We start from the raw sequence: 15,936 nt of genomic DNA, 5'->3' as shown, positions 1-15,936 counted from the left end.
ATGCACAATAAATAAAAATAGTATATACTTAAGGCTAGGGGAGGTTTTTTTATGAAAGAAAAAATACTTATAAAAGAGGCTATAAAAGCAAGAGAGAACGCTTATTGTCCATATTCAAATTTTAAAGTTGGAGCGGCTGTATTATTTGAAGATGGTGAAATTTATACAGGATGTAATATTGAAAATGCTTCTTTCGGGGCTACAATATGTGCAGAAAGAACAGCTATTTTTACTGCTGTATCAAAAGGAAATACAAAATTAAAAGCAATTGCTTTAATTGGAGATTTAAACGGATACACTTATCCTTGTGGTATGTGTAGACAGGTAATGAGTGAATTTGCAGAAAATGGAGATATTAAAGTATATATAGTAAAAAATGAAACAGATTATTTAGTAAAAACTTTAGATGAATTAATGCCAGGAAGCTTTACTAGAAAAGATCTTGAGTAGGAGGAAATAATGTTTAAATCAGGATTTGTATCAATAGTAGGAAGACCAAATGTAGGAAAATCAACACTTATGAACTATATCATGGGAGAAAAACTTTCTATTGTATCTAATAAACCACAGACAACAAGAAATAATATTCAAACAATAAAGACAACAGATGATTATCAAATGGTGTTTGTTGATACACCAGGTATACACAAGCCTAAACATAAATTAGGAGAATACATGGTAAACTCAGCTAAAGACTCAACAAAAGATGTTGATTTAATCCTTTTCTTAACTAATCCAGATGGAGAATTAGGTAAAGGAGATAGCTTTATTTTAGAAAGTCTAAAAGGAAAACAATGTCCAATATTTTTAGTTTTAAATAAAGTTGATGAATTTACACAAGATAAAGTTGCAGAAACATTATCTAAATATTCAAAAGCTTTTGAATTTGATGAAATAATTCCTATATCAGCGATAAAAGGGAAAAACGTAGATACTTTACTTAAATTAATGGTAGATAAATTACCCGAAGGACCTAAATATTATCCAGATGATATGATAACAGATGTTCAAGAAAGATTTGTTGTATCAGAAATAGTAAGAGAGAAAGCATTAAGATGTTTAAGAGATGAAGTTCCTCATGGAATTGCAGTAGACATAATAAGAATGAAAAAGAATGAAAAAGGTATATATCATATAGAAGCAGATATAATTTGTGAAAAAGATTCACATAAAGGAATAATAATTGGGAAAAACGGAGCAGTTCTTAAAAAGATAGGGGAAACTTCAAGATATGAATTAGAAAGATTTTTAAGAACTAAAGTTATGCTAAAACTTTGGGTTAAAGTAAGAAAAGAATGGCGTGATAATAATAACTTATTAAAAGAGTTAGGTTATAAAAACGTAAAATAAAGTTTGTTGGGAGCTTTAAAATGTCTTTATTTAAAACCAGTGGAGTAATAATAAAATCAGCTGATTATAAAGAAAATGATAAGCTTCTCTGGATTTATACAGAGGAGCTTGGAAAAATTACAGCTATAGCAAAAGGATCAAAAAAAAATAAAAGTAGATTATTTTCGGTAACATCTCCTCTTTGTTATAGTGATTATGTGGTATTTAAAGGAAAAAACCTTTTTAATCTTCAAGAAGGAAAGATAATAAATTCTTTTAAAGGATTAATGAGCAATTTAGATAAATTAACATATGCATCTTATGTTTGTGAACTTATAGATATAGGTTTAGAAGATGGAGAAATAGACAAGAACTTGTATATAGAATTTATTAAAACTTTATATCTTTTAGATACAGATGCAATAGACTATGAGCTTTTAATAAGATCATTTGAACTTAAACTATTAAAAGCAACTGGATATGGAATAAATCTTGAAACATGTTCTATTTGCAAAAGGAAAATTAGAACTTCAAAGTATATAAATTTACAAAGCTATGGTGGAATTTGTGAAAATTGTAATAAAGACCATAGTATTCATATATCTAAAGAAGCATATGCAGCTTTAAAATTTTTAAATAAGATTGATGCAAGTAGAATATATATGATGAAATTATCAGATGATATAAAAAAGCAAATTGAAAAAATAAACATATATTTTATATCAACTAATTATTCAAGAAAGCCAAAAAGTTTAGAGATGTTAAATTATATTAAGGAGTGATGATTTATGATGGATATTACATTAGAAAAAATTGATAAGATAGTAGAAAGACTAGGTGTAAGCTATAAAGATGCTAAAGATGCTTTAATAGAGGCAAATGGAGATGTATTAGAAGCGATAATAGCTTTAGAAACAAAAGGTGCTAAAAGTACATATGCACAATTAAAATCTGAAGCATCAAATGAGTATTATTATAACGAAGCATCTACTTGTTCAGTTGAAGACTTTAAAACATGGATAAAGAAAGTAATTGAAAAAGGTAATGTAAGTAGAATAAAAATAAAGAAAGACGAAGTTGTAATTTTAGATATTCCAGTAAATGCTGGTATATCAGCTATGGTAATAGCTGCTATAATTCCTGCATTTTTAGCATTTGGAGTTATAGCAGCTGTAGCTACAAAAATTACAATAGAAATAACTAAATGTGATGGAAGTGTTGAAGTAGTAAATAAATATGTTAAAAAGATGGCAGATGAAGTCATGGAAAAAGCAACTGTTGTAGCTAGTGAAGTAAAAGAAAAAGCTACTCAAACTGCTATGGACGTAAAAGAGAAATTGTCAGATGTAAGAAATGATATGAAATATAAAAATGAGAATAAAAGTAAAGTTTATTCAGGTGATGATACTGTTTACACTTATACAGTTAAGTTTGATGAAGAATAGCTGTAAAATAAAGTAAATTATAGATAAAAGAATCTATAAAGAGTTAATCTGTTATAATGGATATATATTAAAGGAAACAGAGAAAAACAGAAAAATTCAGATATAGAAAAAAAAGGAATTAATGGTATAATTAGAATGTAACAAAGATTCCGATAAATCTGAATTATCTGAATATTTACTCTCATAATAAAGAAAGAGGGATAAATTTGAAGTTATCAGAAAGGCAAGAAGAGATTATAAGATTAGTTAAAGAAGGACAGCCAATTACGAGTGAAGCACTAGCAGAAAAATTAGGAGTGACTAGAGCTGCACTAAGAGCCGACTTAGCAATATTAACAATGATAGGTGCTTTAGATGCTAGACCTAAAGTAGGTTATGTATATTCAGATAAACCTAAAAGTAGTCTTGTAAATGAATATATAAATGAGATAAAAGTTGGCGAAATTATGTCAAAGCCTTCAGTTGTAGGTGAAGAGACTACAGTTTATGATGCAATTGTATACCTATTTCTAAATGATGTAGGAACATTATTTGTAGAAAATGGAGGATTCTTAACAGGGGCAGTTTCTAGAAAAGATTTTCTTAAAATTGCAATTGGTGGAACAGATATTCATAAAGTTCCTGTAGGAGTTATTATGACAAGAATGCCAAATATAATATGTGCTTCAAAGGAAGACTCTGCATATGTGCTTGCTACAAAAATAATCGAGCATGAAATAGATAGTATTCCTATAGTAGAAAAAACTATGGTAGATGATAAGGAGCAATATAAAATCTTAGGTAAAGTTTCTAAAACCAATATCACAAAATTATTCGTTAAGCTTGGGAAAAAATAAATGGGTAGCTACGAGGGCTAAAAGCCCTCGATAGTATATAACTTAAGTATTGAACGGAGGAGTATTGAGATGGAGAAAAAGTACGTTTACCTTTTTAAAGAAGGTAATGGGTCAATGAAAAATCTTCTAGGAGGTAAAGGGGCAAACCTTTCTGTAATGACACAGCTTGGAATACCAGTTCCACAAGGGTTTACAGTTACTACAGAGGCTTGTAATAAATATTATGAAGATGGAAAAGTTATTTCAGCATCAATCATAGAAGAAATTGAAAAATGTATGAAAGAACTTGAAAAAGAAACAGGAAAAGAATTTGGAAGCACTGAAAATCCATTACTTGTATCAGTAAGATCAGGAGCTAGAGTTTCAATGCCTGGAATGATGGATACAATATTAAACTTAGGTTTAAATGATGAAGCTGTAGAAGCTATGGCAAAGCTTACAAATAATCCAAGATTTGCATATGATTCATATAGAAGATTTATTCAAATGTTTTCAGATGTAGTTATGGATGTAGAAAAAAGATTATTTGAAGATAAAATTGATGAAATGAAAGAAAAAAGAGGAGTTAAAGATGATACAGATTTAACTGCTGAAGACTTAAAAGAATTAGTTAATCAATATAAAGAAATATATAAAAAGGAAAAAGGTGAAGATTTCCCACAAGATCCAAAATTACAGTTAATAGAATCAGTTACAGCTGTATTTAGATCATGGGATAATCCAAGAGCAATAGTATATAGAAGATTAAATGATATACCAGGAGAGTGGGGAACTGCTGTAAACGTTCAACAAATGGTGTTTGGAAATAAAGGAGAAACTTCTGGAACGGGAGTTGTATTCTCAAGAAACCCAGCTAATGGAGATAATGAAATTTATGGTGAATACTTAATGAATGCACAAGGTGAAGATGTTGTTGCAGGTATAAGAACACCACTTCCAATCTCAAAATTAGAAGAACAAAATCCAGAATTATATAAAGAGTTTATTGATATAGTAAATAAATTAGAAAATCACTATAGAGATATGCAAGATATGGAAATGACTATAGAAGAAGGAAAACTTTATTTCTTACAAACAAGAAATGGTAAGAGAACTGCTCCAGCAGCTCTTAAAATAGCAGTTGATTTAGTAGAATCAGGAATGATTACTAAAGAAGAAGCTATACTAAAAGTTGAACCAAAACAGCTTGATACTTTATTACATCCAGCTTTCTATGATGAGGATTTAAAAAAAGCTACTCCAATAGCTAAAGGACTTCCAGCTTCACCAGGTGCAGCATGTGGTAAAATTGCATTTACTGCAGAAGAAGCTAAAGAAAGAGCTGCAAATGGAGAAGCAGTGGTATTAGCTAGACTTGAGACATCACCAGAAGATATTGAAGGAATGATTGCAGCAGAAGGTATTTTAACTGTAAGAGGAGGAATGACTTCACATGCAGCAGTTGTTGCTAGAGGAATGGGGACTTGTTGTGTAGCAGGATGTGGAGAAATAAAAATAAATGAGGAGAATAAAACTTTAGAAGTAGGAGGAAAAGTTTATACTTCTGAAGATTTCATATCAATAGATGGAACAACAGGTAATATATATGGAGAAAAGATAAAAACTGTAACTCCAGAAATAACAGGACATTTTGCAACATTTATGTCATGGGTTGATGAAATAAGAAAATTAAAAGTTAGAACTAATGCTGATACACCAAGAGATGCAAAACAAGCAGTTGAGTTTGGAGCTGAAGGAATAGGACTTTGTAGAACAGAGCATATGTTTTTTGCAGAAGATAGAATATTAGCTGTTAGAGAAATGATTATAGCTAAAAATGAAGAAGATAGAAGAAAAGCTCTAGATAAGATATTACCAATGCAAAGAGCTGATTTTATAGCTATATATGAAGCATTAAAGGGAATGCCAGCTACAATAAGACTTTTAGATCCACCACTACATGAATTCTTACCTCATTCAGAAGAGGACAAGTTATCTCTTGCTAAAGAATTAAATATAGATATAGAAGAAATTAAAAATGCAGTAGAAGAGAAACATGAATTTAATCCAATGATGGGACATAGAGGTTGTAGACTTGCAGTTACTTATCCAGAAATTGCAGAAATGCAAACAAGAGCTATAATAGAAGCTGCAATAGCTGTTAAAGTTGAAAGAGGATATGATGTAGTTCCAGAAATAATGATTCCTTTAATTGGAGAAGTTAAAGAACTTAAATTTGTTAAAGACATAGTAGTTAAAACTGCTGAAGCTGTTATGAATGAAAAAGGAACTAAATTAGATTATAAAGTTGGAACAATGATAGAAATTCCAAGAGCAGCATTAACTGCAGACAGAATAGCAGAAGAAGCTGAATTCTTCTCATTTGGAACAAATGACTTAACTCAAATGACATTTGGATTCTCAAGAGATGATGCAGCTAAATTCTTAAATGCTTATTATGATAGAAAAATATATGAACAAGATCCATTTGCTAAATTAGATCAAAATGGTGTTGGTCAATTAGTAAAAATGGCAGCTGAAAAAGGTAGAGCTACTAGAAGTGATATAAAACTTGGAATATGCGGAGAACATGGAGGAGATCCTTCATCAGTTGAATTCTTCCATAAAATAGGATTAGATTATGTATCATGTTCACCATTTAGAGTTCCACTTGCAAGACTTGCAGCAGCACAAGCACAAGTAAATAATAAAAGATAATTAAAATAAAAAAAGAAGCTTCACCTATTTGGTGAAGCTTTTTATAGTTTTATATTGTATTCATTTTCAATTCTTGACTTAATATTTTTAACAAACAATAAATGGGAAGGAGTTTTATCTGTGGCTTTTAAAAGCATATCTACAAATAATTTTTTATTGCATTTATTTTTATTTCTATAATAATCCCTTGATATTTTCCAATACTTTTGAGGAAAACAAATATATGAAATAAGATATCTAAAATCATCAGTAGACATTTTATTTGCTTCATTATACTCTCTAAAAAGTCGTAATGCTAGCTCGATATTCCAAGCTGTTTTATCTCGTCTAAGAAGTCTTCTCAAAAAATAACCAAAATCTTGCATAGAATATTCATATTTACATTTATCCAAATCTATAAGCCAAATATTATCATCTTTATCAAAGAGAAGATTTTTACTTACATAGTCACCATGACAAAGAGATTTAGATAAGTTGTTATTATTTATATTACTAGCTATTTCTAAAGAAAATTTAGCAATTTCTAAATTTACATCGAAAAATTCTAAAAAAATTTCGGAAAAATGATCTTTTGTTTTTATTGAATAATTATAAGAAAGCAATATTTGATTAAAATGTTTTAAGGTTGTTATGTAAATATCAGTCAAACCTTCTCTTTTTTTACTTCCTTTTATTGGAGTGAAGTTTTTAGAGCACTTATGTGCATAGGCTAATTGACGAACTGCTGTTAAAACATGGGAAGTTTCATCAAAACTACATTTTATTCCATCAATCCAAATAGTTAATATGAATAGCATTCCGTTATAATTGACATATTTATTTCCATCTAAAGTATCTAAAAGTTTAGGGGTATGTATATTATTTTTAGATAACCATTCTAAAGCTGAATATACAAAAAGAAGATTTTTTTCATCAAAGTAAACTTTTTTTAAGCAATAAGATTTATTTTTATAAGTTATTTTAAATACGATTCTCTGTTTGTCTGTATCTTTAAATTTTATTATTGTAATATTTGAATTTTCTAATCCGTAATGATTAAGAACTTTATATCTAATTCTTTCTTCACTAAAAATATCATTAGAAATTTCATCAGAAAATTTTTTCATAAATAGTCTCCTAAATAATATTATTACTATATTCTATGTTGTTTATATAGAGAAATAGAATTACAAATTTTAAATAATAAAAAAATATTATTTTGCAAATAATAAATACTAGTAATATTTAGAGGAATTAAGAGATAAATATAGAATAAATGAATATAGAGTTAAAAAATATTAAATATTTATAAACTTAGAGCTTGACAATTGAATTAAAATAAAAAAATAAAATTGAAAATTACTAAAATTAGGAATAAAACGGATAAAATTAGGAAAGATAAAATTATAAAAATAAAAAAGAAGGATTTTTATAAAAGAAGAAGAATAAATAATTAAAGCAAAAAATATATTAAAATATAAAAAATATATTAATAAAGAAGGAAAAGAGAAAAAAATGTCGAATAATATATGAGTTGCAAAATAAATTTGATTAGGAAGGAGGGATCTCCTTGCGAATTTCAGAGGAAACTATTGAGAGAATAAAAAATGAGAATGATATTGTTGATGTTATTTCAGAAACAGTAAGGCTTAAACGTTCAGGAAGAAATTATATGGGGATTTGTCCTTTTCATCATGAAAAGTCACCTTCATTTAGTGTATCTCAAGATAAACAGATATATAAATGTTTTGGATGTGGTGAGGCAGGTAATGTTTTAACTTTTGTTATGAAACAGAAAAATCTTAATTTCATAGAAGCCTGTAAATTATTAGCTGAAAAAGCTAATATTCCATTGAATTTAGGTGGAGATGAAGATGATAAATTAGTTAAAAAGAAATCGCTACTATATAAGATAAACGTAGAAGCGGCTAGGTATTTTTTCTCTAATTTACAAAATGATAAAGAGAAAAAAAACTATTTTCTAAGAAGAGGTATAAGTGAAATAACCATTAAACGATTTGGGCTAGGTTATGCTAAAGATGGATGGCATAATTTAAGAATGTATCTAAATAAGAAAGGTTTCAATGACAATTTGCTTTTAGAAGTGGGCTTAGTTTTAAAAAGTGAGAAAAAAGGAACCATTTATGATAGGTTCAGAAATAGAGTAATGTTCCCAGTTTTTGATGCTAAAGGGCGTGTCATTGGATTTGGAGGAAGAGTTTTAGATGATTCTAAACCAAAATATTTAAATTCACCAGAAACACTTATATTCCAAAAAGGAACAAATTTATATGGATTAAATTTTGCAATAAAGAATAATATAAAAGATAGATATTTCATTATGGTGGAAGGATATATGGATTTAATAAGTTTAAATCAATATGGAATACATAATGTAGTAGCATCATTAGGTACTGCTTTAACAATTAAGCAAGCTAGACTTCTAAAACGTTATGCGGATAAGGTTATAATTTCTTATGATGCTGATGTTGCAGGGCAAACAGCAACGCTTAGAGGGCTGGAGATATTAAAAGAAGCTGGGTTTGATGTTAGAGTATTGCAAATACCAGAGGGAAAAGATCCTGATGAATTTGTAAGAAATAATGGTAAGGATTCTTTTATGAAGCTAGTAAATGAAGCTGAAACTTTAATTGGGTATAGACTTAAAAAAGCCAAAGAAGGAATAAATTTTAAAGATCAACAGTCTGTAGTAAAATATGGAAATAGGGTAGCAACTATAATTAGCAATTTAAATCCAGTAGAAAAAGATATATATATAAAATCTATTTCGGAAGATACAGGAATTAAAGAACAATCTTTATATGATCTTATACAAATGCAAAGAAATGAAAAAAATGAGGGGAATATGTATAAAAAGGAAGAAATTGGAACAAAATTATATGTAGAACCAGCATATGTAAAAGCAGAGAGAACAATTATAAAGTTAATGCTAATAGAAGAATTTTATAGCAAAATAATATCAAAAATTAGCGAAGAAAATTTTAATAGAGAAGAAAATAAAAAATTATTTAAAATAATAAAAAAAGGTATGAATGAAAAAGTTGAAAATATAAATTCATATATAGAAACTTTTTGTGATGACCCCAATTCTTCACAAGAATGGGTTAAAATAAAAGAATTTAAAATTTTAGAAGCTAATGATAAAAGAAAACTTATACTTGATAATATAAATGAGATTAAATCCTTTAAGTTGAAAGAAGATATACAAAATATAAAAATGAAACTTAAAGAATCAGAGAAGAATGGAAACTTTGAGGAATCTATAAAATTAGCGTCAGAGCTTAATAGGTTAAATGCTGAGCTAAAAGGATTAGAGAGAGGTTAATTTGGCTGTGACGGAAGGAGGCAACAAGAATATGGTAGAAAAAACAAAGGTAAAAAAAGACGATAAAAAAGAAAAAAATAATAAAATGACGGTTGTCAAAAATTTAATTGATAAAGGAAAGAAAAATGGTACATTATCATATAAAGAAATAATGGATGAAATAGATAATATAGAATTATCTCCAGATCAAATTGAAAAGATATATGAAGTTCTTGAATCAATGGGAATTGAAGTAATTGGTGAACCATCAGCTAAAGAAGAGGAAGAAGAGGAAGAATTAGATTTAAGTATACCAGAAGGTATAGCTATAGATGATCCAGTTAGAATGTATCTTAAAGAAATTGGTAAAGTTCCTCTATTATCTTCAGAAGAAGAAATGGAATTAGCTAGAAAAATTGAAGAAGGAAGCCAATATGCTAAGAAAAAATTAGCAGAAGCAAACCTTAGACTTGTTGTAAGTATAGCAAAAAGATATGTAGGAAGAGGAATGTTATTCTTAGATTTAATACAAGAGGGTAACTTAGGTCTTATAAAAGCTGTTGAAAAATTTGATTATAGAAAAGGATTCAAATTTTCAACATATGCTACATGGTGGATTAGACAGGCGATAACAAGAGCTATTGCAGACCAAGCCAGAACAATAAGAATACCAGTACATATGGTAGAAACTATAAATAAACTTATAAGAGTTCAAAGACAATTACTTCAAGAGCTTGGAAGAGATCCATTCCCAGAAGAAATATCAAAAGTAATGGAATTACCAGTTGAAAAAGTTAGGGAAATACAAAAAATTGCTCAAGAGCCAGTTTCTCTTGAAACTCCTATTGGAGAAGAAGAAGATAGTCATTTAGGAGACTTTATCCCAGATGATGATGCTCCAGCTCCAGCAGAGGCAGCAGCATTTACAATGTTAAAAGAACAACTTATAAATGTTCTTGATACTTTAACTCCAAGAGAAGAAAAAGTATTAAGATTAAGATTTGGTTTAGATGATGGAAGAGCTAGAACATTAGAAGAAGTAGGAAAAGAATTTAATGTAACTAGAGAAAGAATAAGACAAATTGAAGCAAAGGCTTTAAGAAAGCTTAGACATCCATCAAGAAGCAAAAAGCTTAAAGATTATCTAGACTAAAAAAAGCACCATGGAGGTGCTTTTTTAGTTTTTATAAAAAATATACAAAAAATAGAAAAGAGTTTATTGACAGGAGAAAAGAAATGGAATTAAGTAAAAGATTAGAGATGATATTAGAAAACATAGATAATTGTGATAATTTAGTTGATGTTGGAACGGATCATGGGTACATACCTATAGAAGCAATTAAAAGAGGAATATCTAAAAGAGCAATTGCATCTGATATAAATAAAGATCCTTTAGATAAAGCAAAACTTAATTCTATATTTGAAGGTGTAGATGAAAGCTTAGAAGTAAGATTGGGTAGTGGATTAGAAACTGTAAAAGTTGGTGAAGTAGATACTATTGTAATAGCAGGAATGGGAGGAAATCTTATAAGAGACATTCTTGAAGAAGGAAAATTAAAAGCAGAAAAAGCTAAAAATATAATTCTAGTACCAGCACAAAATCCAGAAGTGTTGAGAGAATATTTATATACAAAAGGATATGAAATAATAAAAGAAGACTTATGTTTTGAAGATGGAATCTTTTATGAGTTATTTAAAGTAAAAGTAAATGAAAAAGAAAAAACAGAATTAGAAGACATATATTATGAAGTAAGTCCTCTTATTTTAAGAAGTAAAAACCCTCTAATGAAAGATTATTTAGAAGAAAAAATAGAAAAATATAATAAAATTATAAATCTTATAAATGATGAAAGTGAAAGTGCTAAAGAGAGAAAAGCATTTTTAAATGAAAAGGTAAGTATTTTAGAAAATATGATTAAATACTGTTAAAGGAGATTTGTTATGAGTAGATGTGTACAAGATATAATTAATGAAATGGAAGCTTTTGCGCCAAGCAAATTAAAAGAAGATTTTGATAATGTAGGGCTTATGGTTGGAGATAGGAATAGAGAAGTAAAAAAAGTTTTATTAGCTTTAGACTGTACAAAGGAAGTTATAGATGAAGCTATAGAAAATAAATGTGAAATGATAATAACTCACCATCCTCTAATATTTAGAAAACCAAATAGGATAGTAAAAGGAGATTTACTAGGAGATAAAATTATAAAGCTTATAGAAAATAAAATATCTGTATATTCTAGTCATACAAATTTAGATGCTATTAAAGATGGAATAAATGATAAAGTAGTAAATATTTTAGGATTTAAAAAATCAAAAATAATAGATAAATCTATATTAGAAGATAGTGGAATAGGTAGAATTGTATATTTAGAAGAACCTATAAAAACAAAAGATTTAATAAATAATATAAAAGAAAAGCTTAATATAGATATGTTAACAGGAAATATTTCAAGTGAATATGTTTCTAATATAGCAATAATAAATGGAAGTGGAAGCAGTTACTTTAATAAAGCATATGAAATGGGAGCAGATTGTATAATAACAGGAGATACAAGTTATCATTTTGTATCTGATTATAAAGAACTTGGAGTTACAATATTAGATGCAGGACATTTTGGAACTGAATGGTTAGCATTTTTATCAGCAATGGAGAATATAAAAGAAAATATAAAAGACGTTGAATTTGTAAAATCTATAAAAACTTCTAATCCTTATAGTTTTTTCTAATATTATAGTAAAAAAATATAAATTCTTTCATATAATATAAATGATATTAATTATATTATAGGTAAGAAATGGGAAGAAGAAATAAAGGATTTGGAGGGAATTTTAGTAAATCATTTGTGAATATTAGAAGAAATTTTGGAAATTGCGGTTGTTTTAGATGGTTTACACCAGTTAGATGTTGTATTTGTGTAGGAATATTTTTAATGTTGTTATTAAGTGGAGTTGGATTTTATCCAATGATAATAATAGGTTTATTAATAGTATTAATGCAACTCGTATGTTAAATAAAAAAGGCTAGATTAAAAAATCTAGTCTTTTTTAAAAAAATTACATAAATTAACTTTGATAAAGTTTTAAAATATGTTATTATAGTTATTGCGAGTAAGACGTGTAATCGCTGCTAGTCTTGAACTAGGAGAGGAAAGTCGGAGCTCCACAGGGTAGAGTGCTGGTTAACGGCCAGTCAAGGTGACTTGAAGGATAGTGCAACAGAGATATACCGCCAGAAGTCTTTATAGACTGAGTTTACTTTTGTAACTGGTAAGGGTGGAAAGGCGAAGGTAAGAGCTCACCAGCATATTGGAGACAGTATGGCTATGTAAACCCCACTTGGAGCAAGACCGAGAAAGAAACATTATGGGGTGACCCGCTCCGTTTCATGGTGTGTCGCTTGAGCTTGCTGGCAACAGTAAGCCTAGATAGATGATTACTTAATACAGAACTCCGCTTATGGCTTATCTCGCATAAATTGAATTTAATAGAGATTAAGGATAAAGTTTAAAATTTTCCTTAGTCTCTTTTTATTTTGCACATTTTTATTAAAGGGGTAGAGTATTATTTATTTATCCTAATAAAACTTGTATAAATAATCTCTTTTTATAATTTAATTGACTAATAAAATATATAATTTAAATTAATGATTTATATTTTAAATAGTATACACATATATATAATAAAAAATATATTTTATGTATTTAAATAACTGTAAATAGAAATAATTAAATACAATATACTTTATTAGATATTGTATTTAATTATTTTTTATTGATATCATTTTACAAAGTTAATAACAGATAAAAAAGCAGTATTAATTGTTACAGATCTATCTTTTCTAGAATTAATATTATCTTCAAGTATATAAGCTGTACAATTACATAAGTAATTATTAGAATTATAAAAGAACGGAAAATCAAAAGGATAGGATATAGGATTAATATTTGCAATTGAATCAGGTAGTACTACTGGATATAGGTCAGAAATAGTCTGTATAGTACCATTAATACATTTATTAAACTCTAAAAATAATTGTTACAGATTGAGTAGTTGTTGCATTTACTAATATTCTAGAGAATTGAACTACATTTGATAAAGTTTTAATATTTCGATTATCTATAGATAGAGTGGCTAATGGAAAATAAGAGGGTTGATCAGCATTGGAATAGGATCGCATGAGAAAGGTTTATAATTTATTAGAACGTAGAATTTGATATACAATTGCAATACTCTTTTTTATTTGATACGATAGCTAAAAGCACTGTATTATCTATTTGAATTTAAAAGAGTAGGAATATTGTATTTTATAATATAAGTGTGGCAATCTTCTAAACATGAACTACAACAATTGAGGAGCTTTTTCTCATTCTAATAAAATATTACTATATATTACCAAAATACTTTTTTCTTTTTTTATAAATAGTATAATGATAATCTTTCATAATAAATTTTATCTATTAATTATAAAATATTATTTTTAAATATAATAATTAGTCAGCATAATATGTATGTATTTATTAAAAGGTGTAATGTTAAGTAAAAAATTATTATGAATATATTTATAAGTAATACCTTATTATTTGTTAATTTAATACAAAAAATATATTTTATTATAATAAAAATATATAAAAAAAGAAGCAAATTAATGCTTCTTTTTTATACTTCTTTTTACCATTGTCCAGGGTAAGCTACTATATATACTGTTATTTGTCTTCTACCAAATTGATTACATTCAGCTTCAGAATTCATAAATAAATCTATTCTGTTACCTTTAATAGCTCCACCTGTATCTGATGCTATAGCATAACCATAACCAGGAATATAAAGTTTACTTCCTAAAGGAATTACATTTGGGTCTACAGCTACTGTACTTATTCCATTTGGATTTCTAACTGTAGCAGTTCCCATAGCAGTTATTCCGTCACCTGCATATGCTGTAGCTTCCATAGAAAGTTCTTTCTTATATTGTCCACTTGATGATCCATTAGAAGAATTTCCAGATGAACTGTTAGAAGAACTACTAGAAGAATTTCCTTTATTACTACTGCTATTATTACTTTGTGATGCAGCATTTTCTTGTGCTATTTTTTGATTGATTAAAGCTTTTCCGTTAGAAATAGCATTGTTTACTTTATTTATAACAGATTGCATAGTTATTTGAGGTAATAAATCATTTAAAGTTTGAACTGCATCCTTTAGTTGAGAAATAGATGAGTTAGAATTATTTATTACTCCAATTGGATAACTTACAAGTTGTTCTTCATTTGCAGTAATAGTAGAAGCTATACTTTGAAGTTGAGTATTTAGATTCTCTTTTTCAGCTTTTACCTTATTTTGTTTTTGAACAACTTCTTCTAAGCTTTTTTGAGTTTGAGCATTTAAAGCTAAAACTTCATTTTTTTGTTTATTTAATCCATCAATTTCTTTTTGAACTTGGGCTTGACTACTTTTTAAGCCATTAATAAGTTGATCATCAATGGATACTATTCTTTGAACATCATATATTCTACTAATTAATTGTGAAAATCCATCTGCTTGCAATATATACACTAAATATGAAGCAGGTGAGAAAGTACCACTTTTATATATAGCACTTAATCTATCGGATAAAATATTTTGTTGCTTGTCTAATTGTTCTTTTGTATTTTGTATTTTGACTTGAGCAGTATCAATATTTTTTTGAATATTGTCCACTTTAGTCTTATTGTTTGTAATAGTGTTATTTAATGAATTAATCTCATTGTTTAAACTACGAATATTTTCATCTAAGTTTTTTATATCACTACTAATTTGATTATATTGTACTTTATCATTATTCAAAGATTTGTTATTTAGTGTATCAGCAAAAGAAGTAAAGCTTAAGCTACAGGTAACTGTAACTATAGTGAAAAAAGATAAAAACGCTTTTTTCATGTTTCAACAACCTCCTAACATAAACCGTTGATATTTATGTATTATAACATAAGGTTATTAAGTTTTGTAACCCTTATGTAATTTTTTAATTAATAATTTATTAATATTATACATTAAAAAGACATATTTAGCTAATTTCTTAATATTTAGAAAATTTAAAATTTTTAAAAAAGTGAATAAAAAAATTTTATATTATGCTCTATAAGCAAGATAACTATTAGTTTAGAAAGAAAAGTAAAAAAAATCCATATATAAAAAAGAAACAAAAAGGTTACAAAATCTAAATTATTCCAAAAAGGGGTTCGATTTCAATAATTATATATAAAAAATGAATTTGTACATTAAATTTTAACAAATCAAATATATTTAAAATAGGTATTTTCATTTTAAAAGCATTTAATTTTTACATTAA

At 27.4% G+C, this 15,936-nt stretch carries 13 protein-coding genes and 1 other RNA gene; 12 read left to right on the top strand and 2 right to left on the bottom strand.

Going from position 1 to position 15,936, the window contains the following annotated elements:
* Positions 1-51 precede the first annotated feature (51 nt).
* The 6 genes from CLTHE_RS15225 to ppdK all read left to right on the top strand — a co-directional run bounded on the left by CLTHE_RS15225 (position 52) and on the right by ppdK (position 6,307).
* Positions 52-450: a cytidine deaminase gene (locus CLTHE_RS15225; protein WP_080024140.1), complete on the top strand. Its 399-nt coding sequence runs from the start codon at positions 52-54 to the stop codon at positions 448-450.
* A 9-nt stretch (positions 451-459) separates the two neighbouring features.
* The gene (era, locus tag CLTHE_RS15220) at positions 460-1,350 is read left to right on the top strand and encodes a GTPase Era (RefSeq protein WP_002597931.1); all 891 of its coding nucleotides are present in this window, start codon (positions 460-462) and stop codon (positions 1,348-1,350) included.
* Between the two features lie 20 nt (positions 1,351-1,370).
* Positions 1,371-2,111: a DNA repair protein RecO gene (gene recO, locus CLTHE_RS15215; RefSeq protein WP_080024139.1), complete on the top strand. Its 741-nt coding sequence runs from the start codon at positions 1,371-1,373 to the stop codon at positions 2,109-2,111.
* A gap of 6 nt (positions 2,112-2,117) precedes the next feature.
* Complete coding sequence (locus CLTHE_RS15210) at positions 2,118-2,774, top strand: DUF4342 domain-containing protein (RefSeq protein WP_080024138.1); 657 nt, start codon at positions 2,118-2,120, stop codon at positions 2,772-2,774.
* A 206-nt stretch (positions 2,775-2,980) separates the two neighbouring features.
* Positions 2,981-3,610, top strand: coding sequence for a transcriptional regulator CcpN (gene ccpN / locus CLTHE_RS15205; RefSeq protein WP_002597928.1), 630 nt, complete (start codon positions 2,981-2,983; stop codon positions 3,608-3,610).
* Positions 3,611-3,679: 69 nt separating this feature from the next.
* Positions 3,680-6,307, top strand: a complete 2,628-nt coding sequence (gene ppdK / locus CLTHE_RS15200) for a pyruvate, phosphate dikinase (protein WP_080024137.1) — start codon at positions 3,680-3,682, stop codon at positions 6,305-6,307.
* Between the two features lie 41 nt (positions 6,308-6,348).
* On the opposite strand, the gene CLTHE_RS15195 is transcribed toward ppdK, so the two are convergent.
* Complete coding sequence (locus tag CLTHE_RS15195; protein ID WP_080024136.1) at positions 6,349-7,413, bottom strand: CotS family spore coat protein; 1,065 nt, start codon at positions 7,411-7,413, stop codon at positions 6,349-6,351.
* A gap of 443 nt (positions 7,414-7,856) precedes the next feature.
* On the opposite strand from CLTHE_RS15195, the gene dnaG reads away from it, so the two are divergent.
* The 6 genes from dnaG (at position 7,857) to rnpB (ending at position 13,084) form a co-directional block, all read left to right on the top strand.
* Positions 7,857-9,632 carry a DNA primase gene (dnaG, locus tag CLTHE_RS15190; RefSeq protein ID WP_080024135.1) on the top strand — a complete coding sequence of 592 codons (1,776 nt, stop codon included), beginning with the start codon at positions 7,857-7,859 and terminating at the stop codon, positions 9,630-9,632.
* A 31-nt stretch (positions 9,633-9,663) separates the two neighbouring features.
* Positions 9,664-10,764, top strand: coding sequence for an RNA polymerase sigma factor RpoD (rpoD, locus tag CLTHE_RS15185; RefSeq protein ID WP_002597924.1), 1,101 nt, complete (start codon positions 9,664-9,666; stop codon positions 10,762-10,764).
* Between the two features lie 83 nt (positions 10,765-10,847).
* Positions 10,848-11,540 carry a tRNA (adenine(22)-N(1))-methyltransferase gene (locus CLTHE_RS15180; protein ID WP_002597923.1) on the top strand — a complete coding sequence of 231 codons (693 nt, stop codon included), beginning with the start codon at positions 10,848-10,850 and terminating at the stop codon, positions 11,538-11,540.
* Positions 11,541-11,552: 12 nt separating this feature from the next.
* Positions 11,553-12,338 (top strand): Nif3-like dinuclear metal center hexameric protein, encoded by a 786-nt coding sequence (locus tag CLTHE_RS15175; protein WP_080024134.1) that lies wholly within the window; start codon positions 11,553-11,555, stop codon positions 12,336-12,338.
* Positions 12,339-12,454: 116 nt separating this feature from the next.
* Positions 12,455-12,622 carry a hypothetical protein gene (locus CLTHE_RS15170; protein ID WP_158082753.1) on the top strand — a complete coding sequence of 56 codons (168 nt, stop codon included), beginning with the start codon at positions 12,455-12,457 and terminating at the stop codon, positions 12,620-12,622.
* Between the two features lie 94 nt (positions 12,623-12,716).
* Positions 12,717-13,084, top strand: an RNA gene (rnpB, locus tag CLTHE_RS15165) — RNase P RNA component class A.
* Between the two features lie 1,195 nt (positions 13,085-14,279).
* Here the strand turns inward: rnpB and CLTHE_RS17080 are convergent.
* Entirely contained in the window at positions 14,280-15,524 is a 1,245-nt protein-coding gene (locus CLTHE_RS17080; protein ID WP_242945662.1) for a 3D domain-containing protein, read from the bottom strand.
* Positions 15,525-15,936 lie beyond the last annotated feature (412 nt).

The organism is Clostridium thermobutyricum DSM 4928 (assembly GCF_002050515.1).
GTDB lineage: Bacteria > Bacillota > Clostridia > Clostridiales > Clostridiaceae > Clostridium > Clostridium thermobutyricum.
This window is presented reverse-complemented; position numbering and strand designations above follow the sequence as displayed.

Excerpts from the sequence above, each read along its gene's own strand:
- CLTHE_RS15225 (WP_080024140.1), top strand. The coding sequence starts at position 52 with ATGAAAGAAAAAATACTTATAAAAGAGGCTATAAAAGCAAGAGAGAAC.
- era (WP_002597931.1), top strand. The coding sequence starts at position 460 with ATGTTTAAATCAGGATTTGTATCAATAGTAGGAAGACCAAATGTAGGA.
- recO (WP_080024139.1), top strand. The coding sequence starts at position 1,371 with ATGTCTTTATTTAAAACCAGTGGAGTAATAATAAAATCAGCTGATTAT.
- CLTHE_RS15210 (WP_080024138.1), top strand. The coding sequence starts at position 2,118 with ATGATGGATATTACATTAGAAAAAATTGATAAGATAGTAGAAAGACTA.
- ppdK (WP_080024137.1), top strand. The coding sequence starts at position 3,680 with ATGGAGAAAAAGTACGTTTACCTTTTTAAAGAAGGTAATGGGTCAATG.
- CLTHE_RS15195 (WP_080024136.1), bottom strand. The coding sequence starts at position 7,413 with ATGAAAAAATTTTCTGATGAAATTTCTAATGATATTTTTAGTGAAGAA.
- rpoD (WP_002597924.1), top strand. The coding sequence starts at position 9,664 with ATGGTAGAAAAAACAAAGGTAAAAAAAGACGATAAAAAAGAAAAAAAT.
- CLTHE_RS15180 (WP_002597923.1), top strand. The coding sequence starts at position 10,848 with ATGGAATTAAGTAAAAGATTAGAGATGATATTAGAAAACATAGATAAT.
- CLTHE_RS15175 (WP_080024134.1), top strand. The coding sequence starts at position 11,553 with ATGAGTAGATGTGTACAAGATATAATTAATGAAATGGAAGCTTTTGCG.
- CLTHE_RS17080 (WP_242945662.1), bottom strand. The coding sequence starts at position 15,524 with ATGAAAAAAGCGTTTTTATCTTTTTTCACTATAGTTACAGTTACCTGT.